The organism is Paenibacillus sp. strain BS8-2, assembly GCF_054483835.1.
The window spans coordinates 759,846-773,815 of record NZ_CM137010.1 but is presented as its reverse complement, the minus strand read 5'-3'; the positions used below and the strand labels follow the sequence as shown (position 1 = coordinate 773,815).

The following is a 13,970-nucleotide window of genomic DNA, read 5'->3' as shown; positions in this document are numbered from 1 at the left end:
TATTCCATCTAATCGGCGAAGGAGGTACGGGATGAAAGGGATCGTATGTGAGCAAGTAGAGGAATTCAGCATGAGGATGGATCTGCCCGAGCCGGAGCTTGAGGAGGGACATGCCATCGTTGCAATCCGGAGGATCGGCATTTGCGGTACCGACTATCACGCGTTTAAGGGCAACCAGCCGTTCTTTGAATATCCGCGCATTTTGGGGCATGAGTTGTCAGGCGTTATCGAAGCGATTGGAGAGAACATGCAGGGTCATATAGTGGGCGATAAGGTCGCGATTATCCCATATCTGCATTGTGGCACTTGTATCGCTTGTCGGAGAGGCAAGAGCAATTGCTGCACGAACATGCAAGTGCTAGGCGTACATCGCGATGGCGGGATGCGAGAGAGAATCTCCGTGCCTGTGCGGCATCTATTAAACGTGAACGAGTTGACGCTCGACGAAGCGGCCCTGCTTGAGCCGCTAGCCATTGGTGCACATGCGGTGCGACGCGCGGAGCTTACGGCTGACGATACGGCGCTTGTCATCGGTTCGGGACCGATCGGTCTTGGGGTTATGGCGCTGGCCCGGCATGTGGGAGCACGCGTGATCGCGATGGACATCTCGCAGGAACGGCTGGACTTCTGTGTCTCATGGGCCGGTGTCGACGAGACGATAAACGCGCTTGCTCCTGATGTGCAGGAGCGTCTAGCGGAGATGACAGGAGGCGACTATCCGACGGTCGTATTCGACGCGACAGGCAACGCCGCTTCCATGACGAAGTCCTTCAATTATGTCGCGCATGGCGGCAAGCTGGTGTTCGTGGGACTGGTCAAAGAGGCGATAACGTTCTCGGATCCCGAATTTCACAAGCGTGAGCTGACGCTGATGGGCAGCCGTAACGCTACATCAGAGGACTTCCGCCATGTCATTGAGGTGCTGAAGCAGGAGAAAGTGGATATGAAAGCATATATTACGCATCGCGCGCCGTTTGAACAGATGATACAAAGCTTTGACGAATGGATGAATCCCGCCTCCAAAGTCATCAAGGCAGTCGTGGACATCGGATAACGAACGAACAAACGAGCGTGCACGCGCACAAAGAAACAGCCCTCCCCTTCTTATCAGGGGGAGGGCTGTTCGCTTGACGATAAGGTGGAGACGATGATGAATTAACGTCCCGCTACACGTGCTTTCTGTGGAGCTTCTTGAGTTGCAAGCTCAGCAATCAGCTTGTCGCCTTCGACGTCGAGGTTCGGCAGCAAGCGGTCGAGCCACTTCGGCAGCCACCAAGCTTTGTCGCCAAAGAGTGCCATAACGGCTGGCACAAGCGCCATCCGGACAAAAAATGCATCGATGAAGATACCAATGGCCAAGGCGAAGCCGATTTGTTTGATCATAATGTCATGCGTCATCACGAAGCCGGCGAACACGGCGACCATAATAACCGCTGCTGCGACAACAACACGGCTAGCTTGCTCGTAGCCATGAATGACACTGGAGACTCCACGATGTCCGTGTACATAGGATTCGCGCATGGAGGATACGAGGAACACTTGATAGTCCATTGCAAGTCCGTATAGAATGCCCGTCACGAGAATCGGGATAAAGCTCATGAGCGGACCGCCTGTATCGACGCCGAACAGGGTACTTGCCCAGCCCCATTGGAACACAGCCGTTGTAATTCCGAACGTAGCAAGAATGCTTAGCAGGAAACCAACCGTTGCTTTAATTGGGACGAGGATGGAGCGGAATACGAGCAGCAAGATAATAAGTGACAGAATGACGATGACACCGATATAGGTCGGGAACACTTCGGCCAGACGGCTCGACATGTCGATGTTGATCGCAGTAAATCCGGTTACGCCCAAGTTGATGTCGAAGTTGCTGGAGATCCCCGAATCATCGGATCGTAGCTCTTGCACAAGATTCTTTGTTTCGATATCCGTTGGACCTGTCTTCGGAATAAGGCTAAGAATGGCGATGTTGCCATCAGCATTCATGCCTACAGGCGTTACGACGGAAACATTATCGTGTTTCTGTATTTCTTGTACGATACCTCCAAGCACCTCTGGAGCAATTGTGCCTGATGAATCCTTGGGTTCCGCCACAAGAAGGAGCGGACCGTTGAAGCCTTCTCCGAAGCCGGCAGAAATTGCTTCGTAGCTTTGGCGAGCCGATGTATCCAGGTTGGCGCTTTCGCCGGAAGGAATACCGAGCTCCATCTTGGCAGAAGGAATAGCCGCTGCGCCCAGAATAGCGATAACCGCAATAATAACTACCCAGCGGAACTTCACGATACCTTTGATCCATGTAAAAGCGAAACCATGCTGCTTGCCTTTTGCCTTGGCGCGCTGCTTTTCACGCGCTTTCTCCGAGCAGATACGCTCGCCGACCAGACCAAGAAACGCCGGAAGCAGCGTAAGTGCGATTAATACGCTGAGAAGAACGGTGACAGAAGCTACTATGGCCATCATGCTGAGGAAGGAAATTCCGATAACCAGCAGACCGCATAATGCAATGATGACAGTCAAACCTGCGAAGAATACGGCGCTGCCCGCCGTACCAACCGCGCGGCTTGCAGCTTCGCGAGCTGTCAGACCTTGATCGAAGATAAGCCGGCGCTGCCGGTTTACGATAAAGAGTGCGTAATCGATGCCGACCGCCAGGCCGATCATCAGAGCAAGTACAGGTGTGAATGACGTCATAGCCACGAAGGTAGAGAGAGCGAACGCTCCGCCCACACCAATCCCTACGCCGAACAATGCGGTAATGATGGGCAGGCCTGCTGCAACCAGTGACCCTAACGTCATCACGAGGACAACGGCCGCGATCAGCAGCCCCAATATTTCAGTAGCGCTGATCGGAACCTCAACCGCTTTGAGCGAGTCGCTCGGCAGAGGAATAATGCCGGAGCCATCCACGGCCTCGGTAACCGCTTCTACGACAGAATCCGTAACGCCCGCGGGCAATGAATTCTGTTGCACGGTGAACTGGAATTGGAACAACGCGATGCTGCCGTCTGTTGCGATCAGCACGCCGGGAACAGGCATGCCATTAATCATTAACGGCATATATGGCGGCAATTCCATGCCTTCGGTGCTTTGGGCATTGCCCGCTTGTTGCTGTGCGGCACCAGCATCGGCGCCTTGCCCTGCGCTGAGATCCGCACCTGCTGCTGCGGCTAACTCTGCAGGGTTAATAATATAGTCGAGCTCGTATACTTTGCCGACGGCCTCGCTTATGGTAGCGATACGTTCAGGCGTATCAAGCCGCTCACCCTCAGGCGCGGAGAACAATACGCTCGCCTGACCGCCGGACGCTTCCGGGAGCTCTTGCTCCAGCTTATCCAGCACCTTTTGCGATTCGGTGCCGTCGATTTTCATTTCCGAGCTTACGCTCATGCCGTTAATAACGAGCATAGCAACGACAATGCCGATAATGACCAGCCAGCCTGCAATAAAGAGCCATGGCTTGTTGAATGCGGATTTACCGATTCGATACAATAATTTGGACATAAGGGGTGATGTCTCTCCTTTAGATAGCTTTTAATATTGGCGATTGGCGATTTTAAGACAACCGTGCAAGGCAGTGGCAGCTCATTTAGAAGCCGTTGCGAAGGTAACCGAACGCTATATTAAAGTATTCGTCGAACGACTGGGCTCCAGGATCCTCTTCGGGCGATTCGCCAGGGAGCGTGACGTGGAGCGTCCCGTCGAGCAGCGGTATGATGGTTGAACAGACCGCTCCTACAAGCAAATACGTATAGCTGGGTGGATGTGTGTGCTGGTATAGCTCGGTCAGGAGCTTCTGCGCTTCTCGCTGCACGCGCTGCACGGCAATTAGCGTGTACGGCTCCAGCGAAGTATAGCTTTTGGACAAGGTGAAAAGTTGTTTCAACCTGCGGAGCGATTCTTCTGCCAGCTGCATCTTTACGAACTGGTGCATAGCGTCGATGGGGGAGGTAGATTCCGGCATCCCATGCAGCAGCTCATAGAATTCTTCGACATCATGATAAGGAACGGTCGCCATTGCAACGGCCTCTTCCTTGCAGGAGAAGTAGTTGGCGAACGTACGGCGGGAGAATCCAGCCTTTTGTACAACATCTTCGACGACGAAGCCATCCATGCCATGTTCCAGTGCAAGCTGGAAAGCCGCCTCGCCTAGTGCATGTGCCGTCGCTTCTTTCTTGGATTCGCGCAAGCTAGGTTTGTGCATCATGGTGTGTCACCTCCGATACGGTGTTCCGGATTTAGCCGCGTTCTGCAATCAACTTTATCATCATAATTGCCCAATGAGCAATATTTTATCAGAATAAAGCTTGCCCATTGGGCAAGAAAATGGATGATTTGTGAACGTTCGGATTTGGGTGATCCGGGACGAGATCGTCAACGATAAAAGGACTTGCCGGCCTACGTTATAGTGGATAACGTTGGTCGGCAAGTCCTTATTCGGTGAATGATCGATTCGCCTTAAAGGTCTGCATCAGGTCACCTTTTGAATTTTGGCAGGATTGTTGATTTTATACGGGACGGGATGTTTCGTCAGTTTTTTGGCTACGATCTTGGCATCGAAGGTGATTGTATCGCCAATGGCCAGCTCCAGCTTCTTGATCGTGGCGCTGTGACTGGACCAGGCACTGCCAAGCTCCACAGGCGGATCATTGATGGAAACCGCTTCGTAGATGATAACCTCGTCGTCGGTATCAGAGAAGTGGTTCGGCACGGTTGTAAACTCTTGGACGGTAGCTTGCAGGCTGACCTTGCCCTCTGGCAGCTCCACCTTCTCCTTCTTGCTTTTCTTCGGCGCTCCCGATATTGGCGATGGTGCCGGAGATGTAACGTTCTGGAGGCTGCTGTCTGCTGGATCCACATCCCACGGCGGCGCGTCGGACAAGGAAGCTTCGGTTTGTTCTGCCGCTGTGTCGCTGCTCGAAGCGGACTCAGCTACGGATACATCCGTTCCTGTCGGTTCCTTAACGGCTGGTGCAGATCCCGCCCCGTCTCCATCATTGTCCGAGTCGGCTGCGGACTTCTTGCCGAAGCTCGCCGCTTGCATCTCCTTTAGATAGGAAGGGTGTATACTATGCAACTGGCCATTGTCGAAACGAATAACGGCCGTTACTTGATCTGCGAAGCCTATGATCGTGCAAGGCAATGTTTTGCCTTCTTTTTTGTAGGTTAGGGCTTTCATCTTGATGGCTTTCTCCGAAACGAGGCCCCACTCCTTGCCTTTCTCAAGCTGATCGGTGTCGTTCTCGAACGCCGTATAGGCGACCGGCTCAATCGTTGCGAGTTGCTCCATGACTTGTCCGCCTTTTCTAATGGTATGACTTGATTTTAACATTTTTTGACCCAACAAGGGTAATACCGAATGTATTCGATTAGTTAGAGCATCGCAGTTGACAATGTCAACTGTAACTATTAAAATTACAGTAACAACCGAAAGTGGTAAATAAAAAGCGGTTCGCCGTAAGCTGCTGGCGGCAACGTTTCCTCATGGTTTAAATGTACAATAATTTGTTACAGTTAAAAGTTTACCAAATATGATGATGACAGGCGGTGTATGGAGATGAACGTAAATGTAAGCGATTGGGTACACGGGATAACGGGCGATGGTGAGATGGTGTATGGTTTTGTGGAGTCGGCAGACCGATTGCAGAGCTTGATCACGTTATATGTCGTCAAGTCAGATAACGTGGAGCGTGAAAGGAAATACGCGACTGTCAAGTTGTCGACGATTAAGTCGGTTGAGGGAATAGATGCCGAGGATCTAAGGCATGTCGATGACTTGATTGATCTGGCATTGGCGACGAGGGACGAAGCTTGGTTTATGGAGCTGACAGACGGCATAAATACTGGGCAATTGGTACTGCTTCACGCGTCCGAGAGACTCACTCAGACGAAGCCTAATAATCGACTGGGAAACATGATCGGTTAATGGTACGATGGGACATGTAAGGGAAGCTATTCGATAGGGAGAGTGGACCAATCATGTTCAACAAAGTAGGCCAGATCATGCTTTACGTGAATGATCAAGACAAAGCGAAGTCATTTTGGACTGAAGTTGCAGGTTTCGATCTGGTAGCAGAAGAGGATAACGGCGAAGGTTTCCGATGGATCGAAGTAGCTCCCAAGGGAGCGGACACGACCATTATTCTTCATAACAAGGAATTTGTCGCCAAGATGAATCCGGGTATGAATCTGGGTACGCCTTCCTTGATGTTCTTCACGCAGTCGCTGGATGAGCTGTACGCTTCATTGAAGGAACGAGATATTTTTGTAGGAGATATCGTCGCGTTGCCGGGTGGAAGAGTGTTTAACTTCGCGGATTACGAAGAGAACTATTTTGCTGTGATGGAGAGAAACTAAAAGTCTCATTAGAAACACTACAGAAGAACGGTGCCTGAAGTCGATGACTTGGGCATCGTTCTTTTTTATGGATGAATGAGGATGAATATACAAATTTTATAATTTCGTGGTATTCTTTATTAAGAACAAACGTTCAATCAAAACCATTTGAAGCGAAGGAGAGGATGAAAAAATGTTGGGTGAAGCCGAGTCAAGGGGAGGAAAGTTAACTTTTATTGGAGTAGTGGCCATTATCATTTCATTGGTTGTCATGACGATCCATGCCGGCAGTGTGAACGCGACGGGAGAGATATTATCCCGTTCCTTACAAGGGACAATTCTGGATGAAGAAGGTTTGCCGATTGAAGGTGCGACTGTGCGGATTGGATTATACAATGGTTCCTTTCGGTTCGTTGCTTCAGGCACTACGGACGAGCAGGGGAGATACGAGATTGCCTATGAGCGGGAGCTTGGGGATGCCGTCTCAGCAATCCTCGATGTGAGAGGGAATATGATTGTGTACCAGGTGTGGGAGCCAACGCTCGACGTTCGGCTGCCAGAAGTGATGTCGACGTTAAGCGGACAGTTATCATACGGTGACGAATATACGACGCCTGTCAGCGACTATCCCATACGTCTCATAGTCAATCTGGGACGGGGGGAAGGGCGGATTACGATCGGCGAGACACGGACAGACGAAGATGGACGTTATGCACTCTCACTGGAGCCGGGGCAATTTCAGTCTATCCGCGGCGAGAATACATTCAGCTTAATCTTCAACGAAAGCATGGAGGAAGCAGTTACAATGCATTCCGGTGATCAGCGCATTATGGATCGAATCGTTTATGATCGACCTCCTATGTATTTCAATGGGCGTCTTGAGGTGGATGTGACGGACGCTGTCACGGGCGAACCGCTTGAGAACGCAGTAGTCGCATTGGCGGGAACGGATTTGCCGCTTTATCAGGCGGGCCATTATTTCTTCTCCGACATCCTGCGCGGAGGCCCCTATACGGTAAGCGCCACGGCACCAGGTTATGAGGCTGTGAATGAGCCGATCGTCGTGAACGGAAGTGTGTACCCGTTGTCCGTGCAGCTCCGGAAAACAACCGTCAACAATCCCCCAACGGTTACGGCAACTGCGGAGCGTGCACCGGATCGAGGCGAGTGGTACAACAGAGATGTGCTTGTATCTTTCCACGCTGAAGACGAGGAAGGCGAGCTCACGATAGATCCGCCTGTCCTCGTGACTACAGAAGGAGCGAATCAAATCATTACCGGTAGCGCAGTAGATGCGGAAGGGTTGATCGGCACGGGCTCATTGCAGATAAACTTGGATAAGACAGCGCCAACGACAATAGCCTCTGCATCCGGGGAAACAGGGGACGGCAATTGGTACAGGAGCAACGTTAGTGTTACCTTGTCCTGGGCGGATGATGTGTCCGGCGTTGAGAAAACCATGTATAGCCTGGACCGAGGACGGACATGGCGCGATTATGACGGGGCCATTCCTTTTTCGCGAGAAGGAGAACATCGTTTGTATTACCGAAGTGTGGATATCGCCGGCAACACAGAGGCAATCCAGCAGCATATTGTAAAGATCGACAAGACGCCGCCCATGCTGCTCGTTCTGCCTAATCCACCAATCATAACGCCGGCCAGCGGTCTTATGAAGTCCATTCGAGCGAATGTTGTGCGTGCAGACTTTTATTCGGGAATCGAATCGGTACAATTAACGTCTATCACGATTCATGAAAGTGGAGGCGACGGTACTTTGCCAACGGCGGATGATATCCAGAATGCTGAGCTTGGCACCTACGATACGGATTTCGATCTTCGAGCCGAGGCGCCAGGGGTTGGGCTGACAAGACGATATACGATCACTTATACAGCAACGGATAAGGCAGGCAACACGACGGTCGCCCAAACCGATGTCGGGGTGGTCAAGCTGTGGCAATGGACTTGGTAAAATAATAAAGACGTCTCGAACCTGCTTGAAGCGGGTTCGAGAGCGTCTTTTCGTTTAAGAGTTTAATTAACGGCTTCTTTGTTTAGTCGAACGCCAGCAGAAGTTGGCTCCTCAGCCGGTGAAGTTCGTGTGATGAAGAATGAAAGTACCAGACCTACGATACCGATGCCGATGATGACGAGGTAAGCGTCATTGATGCCCTGAATCGTAGATTCCATGCCTAGCTGCGCCTGCGACCATCCGCTAGCGGCGCCGGAGGTTACGAACTCTTCAGCATGAGTCTTCGCGCGGTCCGACATGATTGTAACGAGCAGTGCCGTGCCGACTGCGCCGGCGACTTGCCTTACGGTGTTGGATATCGCGGTGCCGTGAGCGCTCAAGCTTCTCGGCAATTGATTAAGTCCGGCAGTCTGGATCGGCATCAAGAGCAGTGCCATACCAATGCGTCGACCTGTGGACATTAGGACAAGATAAGAATAACTTGTGTGATCCGTCAAATTTATAAAGCCGACGGTTGTTGCGATTGTGATGACAAGACCAATGACGGACAACCATTTGGCCCCGTAGCGATCGAATAGCTTGCCGGTAATCGGCATCAGGAAGCCCATAACAAGCGCACCTGGAAGGAGCAGCAAACCAGATTCTAATGCGGTGTAGCCGCGAGCGCTTTGCAGGTACAGAGGCAGCAGCATCATGTCGGCGTACATCACCATCGTAACCGCGAGGCCGATAACAGTTGTTAAGGAGAACATCTTGTATTTGAATGCACGAAGGTCAAGCAGGGGCTGCGCGGACGTTAGCTGTCTCCAGACAAACAGCGCAAGAGCAACAAGTCCTACAGCGATCGTAATGGTCACTTCCGCACTCGACCATCCTTTGCTGCTTGCACTGCTGAAACCGTACAGAAGTCCACCGAATCCAGCAGTCGATAAGATAACGCTCAGTACATCGAGCTTAGTCGCGACTTTATCCGAAACGTTGCGGAGGTAGATGTAGCCGCAAGCAATGACGATGACGGCGAGTGGAATCATGCCATAGAACATGGTTTCCCAAGCATAATGCTCAAGAACGTAACCGGCTGTAGTAGGCCCGATAGCCGGGGCGAAAATAATGGCGAAGCCCACCATGCCCATGGCAGCTCCCCGTTTCTCGGCAGGGAACAAGGTCAAGATCACGTTCATAAGCAGCGGCATAATAATGCCTGCGCCGGCAGCTTGAATCATGCGTCCAGCCAATAAGACTTCGAAGCCTGGAGCGACAGCAGAAACGATTGAACCGATTAAGAATATGATCATCGATGTAAGGAATAGCTGTCTCGTTGTAAATCGTTGCATGAAATAAGCAGTGATCGGAATCAATACGCCGTTGACTAGCAAATAACCGGTAGTCAGCCATTGCGCTGTTGCAGCCGTAATATCGAAGTCAACCATCAGCTCAGGCGTAGCGACGCTCATAATCGTCTGATTAAGTGTAGCTAAGAACGCGCCTAATATCATGACGAACAGTATGGGACCTTTCTTGACGGAATCACCGTCCTGTGTAGCTTTTTTGGTACTCATTTCTCTCCATCCCTTTCGGTATCTCTCTGTTGGACTAAATTTACAACGTGTTGTATAGTATACATTGCATAAATTAGATTATAGTCCTTGGTCAATCCAAAGATCAACAGACAGCTTTATTGTGCTCTGTAGCTTAGTTTACATGTACGCTGGATCTGTTGCTTATACTCATCATGATAGACGACGATAAAAGGAAATGTAGCATGAAAGGAATAGACATAGCTGAAAGAGGGGGGCAGATTGGTGAGAAAGCAAAGCAGTGCGGATCCGCGTATTATTCGTACGCGGCAACTGATTCGAGATGCGTTCGTGTCTCTTCTGCAAGAGATGGATATAGAGAAGTTATCGGTCAATAAGATTGCGGAGAGAGCAACGATCAACCGTGTTACTTTTTATCTGCATTACCGGGATATACCCGACATGATGGATAAGATCGCAGACGAAATGGCAAGCAATATTGAAGGGATCTTGCAGAAGCCGGCCGCTGATGACAACGATTATGAAACGGATCCGGACGGAACGATCCTATTAAACTTATTGGAGCATATCGCAAGCAATGCGAGCTTTTATAAGGTCGTATTGGCGTCCAAACGAACGACGATCTTCTCCGATCGTCTGCTTAAGCTGCTGAAGGAACTCATAACGGTCATTTCGGAGCGACGGAGCAACGAAGCCAACAGGATGAAAGCCGGCATCCAGAAGGAGATTGCAATCTGGTACAATTCGTCTGCACTAATCGGCACGATCGTGTTATGGCTTCGTAACGACATGCCGTTCACACCCAAGTATCTTGCGGAGCAGTTCACTTTACTGGGCAAACATCCGATTCCGGAGGGTAACTAAACAACGATATCCCATAAACGCGAAACAGCAGCCATGTCAGCTCAGGAGACGGATAAGCCGCCTGTTGCTGTCATGGTTGCTGTTCTACTTCGTAATCCAATGCTCGCCATCCGATTCTCATGTAAGTCGACTAAACGTCCAGCACGAGCTTCATGCCCTCCACCTTAAGTTTATTCAGACCTTCGACCCATACCTTGAATTTGTCGAATGTTTCGCTCTCGCAGCCAAACAGCCGCTGTATCTCGTCCGAGATCGCTTTTTCTTTATCATTGTAATTACCGTCAGCATAGATAAGCATTAGCATCTCGGCCAAAAATATACGCTTCAACCGCTCGTCTTGAAGATTGCCGATCAAGTCGGCCGTGGAGAGGCTTGTCATCTCCGTAGGCTGCCATTGTTCAATTCCCAGCTCCAGCATACAGCCTTGCAGAAAAGCTAATTCGTTGCGGCCCACAAAGCCGTCAGACTTCGCGATCCGGTGCGCAAGCTCCAGAAAAGCTTCTTTATGCTCACGTTCCTCGATAAATTGCAAGAACAAGTCCGCTCACTCCTCTACTCTCGTCCAACACATGGTTTCTTGCGTATTGGACAATACGTCAAGTTTAGTGGAGTTGTGGGGCAAATTCAAGCAGGAAGTCAGTAATTGCAGGTGATTACCGAATTTGAAATGCAGGCTTGGCTGGATTAGAATAGTCAGGAAGACATCAAGAGGAGGGATTATGACTTATGTATCGTAAATCACAAGATTTCCTGGATGAATGGACAGCATCATCCGCAGGTACGCTAGCCGTTTTTAAAGCCATTACAGATGACAAAATGAACACGGCTATCGTTGAAGGGCACAGCACATTAGGTTGGCTCGCATGGCATCTGGTCGGCAGTGCAGGAGCATTTGGACACTTTATGGGTCTTCATATTCCAATGATCGAACGCGGCGCTCCAGTTCCGGCCACAATGGCTGAGATTGTAACCCAATACGAAGCGATCATAGAAGCTTATACACGTGACGTGACACCACTGACAGATGAGCAGATGGAAGAGGAGATCACAGCGTTTACTGGCAAAATGCCGCGCGGCAAGTTCCTGCGTGTTCTGGTCACTCACGAAACGCATCACCGCGGCCAAATGACGGTGCTTCTGCGTCAAGCAGGTCTGCCTGTTCCTGGCGTGTTGGGACCAACAAAAGAGATGCAAATGCAAAAATAAAGATACAAATGACAGCCTATGCGGTCATTCCTTACGAATAGAAGCCTCCGTCTCCACTTTAGATAGTGGTGACGGAGGCTTCTTATTGATGTACGGATTGTACGGATTGAAATCATGCAAAGCGCGTATTCATCCCTTGCCTCTTCGATAATCGGAAGGAGATGTCCCGATCGTCTTGCGGAACATCTTGGAGAAGAGCAACGGATCCTCATAGCCAACGGATCTGGCAATATCTCCGATGGAAAGCGTCGTGGCGGACAACAGCTCTCCCGCTCTGCGCATTCGGTAAGCGATGAGATGCTGCCGAATGCTGCATCCGACGGACTCCTGGAACAATGCATTCAAGTAACTTCTCTGCAGCCCGACAAACTGGGCAATATCGGATACGGTGATGCGGCTCTCATAATTACGTTCAATGAATTGGACGACCTGCGCAACGTAACGCTCCCGCGAACGAATAGGTGCAATGTCTTGCTCCAAAGGGCGAGCTTCTGCTATGGCGGATAACCACAGATACAGCATGCCGGTCAGCAGCATATCCCGTCCGCTCTTCATCGAACGCGACTCAGTCATCCTGCTTGTCATCATCTCGAAGCGTGAGGGATCGGCGCTGCGGAAGATGGGCTCTTCGCTCGATAAACCAGCTTGCTTAAGCAAGGCTGCGGCTTTGATGCCGTCGAATCCGATCCAGCAATATCGCCAAGGCCGTAAATCATCAGCTACATACCGGGCGACAGCACCGGGACAAATCAGGAACCCTTGTCCTTCGCTCAATCGGTATTCGGAGCCCTCGATTTCGAAGCGGCCTTCGCCCTCAAGGATAAAGTGGATCTTGTAATAGTCCCGTATGCCGGGACCTACAGTATGGCTCGGCGGGCATTGCTCCTCGCCGAACTGAATGAGATGCAGGTCGAGTTGATGCAGATTTGCGGGAAGAAATTCGATCATGGCGTAGACCCTTTCCATGAAATAAGGCAAGCACAAGTACAATACTTGTGCGATTGCCTTCTATGAAACGATATCACCGCGTGAAATGCGGTCAATGAGCTGGAGCTCTTCATCTGTAAATGTGAGGTTATCCAGCGCTCGTACATTTTCTTCGATCTGGGAAACCTTGCTTGCTCCGATCAGCGCCGAGGTAACGCCCCCGTTGCTGCGAAGTACCCAAGCCAGCGCCATCTGCGCCAGGCTTTGGCCCCGCTGGGCTGCAACCTCATTTAATCGCCTTACGATTGCAAGCTTGGAATCAGGGATGCTGTCCTTGGTCAGGAATTGGCTATGCCCGGCCGCGCGTGAATCCGCCGGGATCCCATTCAAATATTTGTTCGTCAGCACGCCTTGCGCCAACGGCACAAAGCCGATGATACCGGCACCGTTCTCGCTCATGGCGGTTTGCAAGCCGTCTTCGATCCAACGATCGAGGATCGAATAGCTTGCTTGGTGAATCAGGCAAGGTGTGCCTAATTTCTTCAGGATGGCGACTGCCTCGCGCGCTTCGGCTTCCCGATAATTGGAGAGTCCGATATATAGCGCCTTCCCTTGGCGGACGATCAGGTCAAGCGCGGTCATGGTCTCTTCTAGCGGTGTTTCGGGATCCGGACGATGATGGTAGAAGATGTCAACGTAATCGAGACCCATCCGCCGTAAGCTCTGATCGAGACTGGCGACTAGATACTTTTTGGAGCCCCAGTCTCCGTATGGTCCCGGCCACATCCCGTAACCAGCCTTGGTAGAGATGAGCAGCTCGTCTCTGTATGGAGCGAGATCCTTTTTCATGATTTGGCCAAAGGATTCCTCTGCCGAGCCTGGGGGAGGGCCATAGTTGTTCGCGAGATCGAAGTGTGTGATGCCGGAATCGAATGCCGCACGGGCAATGGCTCTGCCGTTCTCGAACACATCCTGTCCGCCGTAATTGTGCCACAGGCCTAACGATATGGCAGGAAGCTTGATGCCGCTTCTGCCGCAGCGATTATAAACCATTTCATTGTAACGATTTTCATTTGCCGTATATGGCATGCTGAGTAGCCTCCTACATATTAATGGATAGTTGATCTTATTTT

At 50.9% G+C, this 13,970-nt stretch carries 13 protein-coding genes; 6 read left to right on the top strand and 7 right to left on the bottom strand.

Annotated elements, in window-relative coordinates; genetic code table 11:
- Positions 1 to 31: 31 nt before the first annotated feature.
- Positions 32 to 1,054, top strand: a complete 1,023-nt coding sequence (locus tag ACX1C1_RS03195; protein ID WP_458955723.1) for a zinc-binding alcohol dehydrogenase family protein — start codon at positions 32 to 34, stop codon at positions 1,052 to 1,054.
- A 101-nt stretch (positions 1,055 to 1,155) separates the two neighbouring features.
- Here the strand turns inward: ACX1C1_RS03195 and ACX1C1_RS03190 are convergent, their stop codons facing one another.
- The 3 genes from ACX1C1_RS03190 to ACX1C1_RS03180 form a co-directional block, all read right to left on the bottom strand.
- Positions 1,156 to 3,501 (bottom strand): MMPL family transporter, encoded by a 2,346-nt coding sequence (locus tag ACX1C1_RS03190; protein WP_458955722.1) that lies wholly within the window; start codon positions 3,499 to 3,501, stop codon positions 1,156 to 1,158.
- An 85-nt stretch (positions 3,502 to 3,586) separates the two neighbouring features.
- A complete protein-coding gene (locus tag ACX1C1_RS03185) occupies positions 3,587 to 4,204 on the bottom strand; it encodes a TetR/AcrR family transcriptional regulator (RefSeq protein ID WP_458955721.1) in 618 nt (205 codons plus the stop codon).
- A 264-nt stretch (positions 4,205 to 4,468) separates the two neighbouring features.
- Positions 4,469 to 5,287 carry a hypothetical protein gene (locus ACX1C1_RS03180; RefSeq protein WP_458955720.1) on the bottom strand — a complete coding sequence of 273 codons (819 nt, stop codon included), beginning with the start codon at positions 5,285 to 5,287 and terminating at the stop codon, positions 4,469 to 4,471.
- 267 nt (positions 5,288 to 5,554) lie between these two features.
- Between ACX1C1_RS03180 and ACX1C1_RS03175 the strand changes: the two genes are divergently transcribed.
- From ACX1C1_RS03175 to ACX1C1_RS03165, 3 genes are all read left to right on the top strand, one after another.
- Positions 5,555 to 5,923, top strand: coding sequence for an IDEAL domain-containing protein (locus tag ACX1C1_RS03175; protein ID WP_458955719.1), 369 nt, complete (start codon positions 5,555 to 5,557; stop codon positions 5,921 to 5,923).
- Positions 5,924 to 5,976: 53 nt separating this feature from the next.
- The gene (locus tag ACX1C1_RS03170) at positions 5,977 to 6,354 is read left to right on the top strand and encodes a VOC family protein (RefSeq protein WP_458955718.1); all 378 of its coding nucleotides are present in this window, start codon (positions 5,977 to 5,979) and stop codon (positions 6,352 to 6,354) included.
- Between the two features lie 172 nt (positions 6,355 to 6,526).
- Complete coding sequence (locus ACX1C1_RS03165; RefSeq protein WP_458955717.1) at positions 6,527 to 8,302, top strand: carboxypeptidase-like regulatory domain-containing protein; 1,776 nt, start codon at positions 6,527 to 6,529, stop codon at positions 8,300 to 8,302.
- A gap of 62 nt (positions 8,303 to 8,364) precedes the next feature.
- On the opposite strand, the gene ACX1C1_RS03160 is transcribed toward ACX1C1_RS03165, so the two are convergent.
- Entirely contained in the window at positions 8,365 to 9,861 is a 1,497-nt protein-coding gene (locus tag ACX1C1_RS03160; RefSeq protein WP_458955716.1) for an MDR family MFS transporter, read from the bottom strand.
- 240 nt (positions 9,862 to 10,101) lie between these two features.
- On the opposite strand from ACX1C1_RS03160, the gene ACX1C1_RS03155 reads away from it, so the two are divergent.
- Positions 10,102 to 10,704, top strand: coding sequence for a TetR/AcrR family transcriptional regulator (locus tag ACX1C1_RS03155; RefSeq protein ID WP_458955715.1), 603 nt, complete (start codon positions 10,102 to 10,104; stop codon positions 10,702 to 10,704).
- A 130-nt stretch (positions 10,705 to 10,834) separates the two neighbouring features.
- On the opposite strand, the gene ACX1C1_RS03150 is transcribed toward ACX1C1_RS03155, so the two are convergent.
- Entirely contained in the window at positions 10,835 to 11,242 is a 408-nt protein-coding gene (locus ACX1C1_RS03150) for a tellurite resistance TerB family protein (protein WP_458955714.1), read from the bottom strand.
- A gap of 188 nt (positions 11,243 to 11,430) precedes the next feature.
- Between ACX1C1_RS03150 and ACX1C1_RS03145 the strand changes: the two genes are divergently transcribed.
- Entirely contained in the window at positions 11,431 to 11,910 is a 480-nt protein-coding gene (locus tag ACX1C1_RS03145) for a DinB family protein (RefSeq protein WP_458955713.1), read from the top strand.
- 129 nt (positions 11,911 to 12,039) lie between these two features.
- On the opposite strand, the gene ACX1C1_RS03140 is transcribed toward ACX1C1_RS03145, so the two are convergent.
- Both ACX1C1_RS03140 and mgrA read right to left on the bottom strand, forming a co-directional pair.
- Complete coding sequence (locus ACX1C1_RS03140; RefSeq protein ID WP_458955712.1) at positions 12,040 to 12,858, bottom strand: AraC family transcriptional regulator; 819 nt, start codon at positions 12,856 to 12,858, stop codon at positions 12,040 to 12,042.
- A gap of 60 nt (positions 12,859 to 12,918) precedes the next feature.
- Positions 12,919 to 13,926, bottom strand: coding sequence for an L-glyceraldehyde 3-phosphate reductase (mgrA, locus tag ACX1C1_RS03135; RefSeq protein WP_458955711.1), 1,008 nt, complete (start codon positions 13,924 to 13,926; stop codon positions 12,919 to 12,921).
- Positions 13,927 to 13,970: the final 44 nt, after the last annotated feature.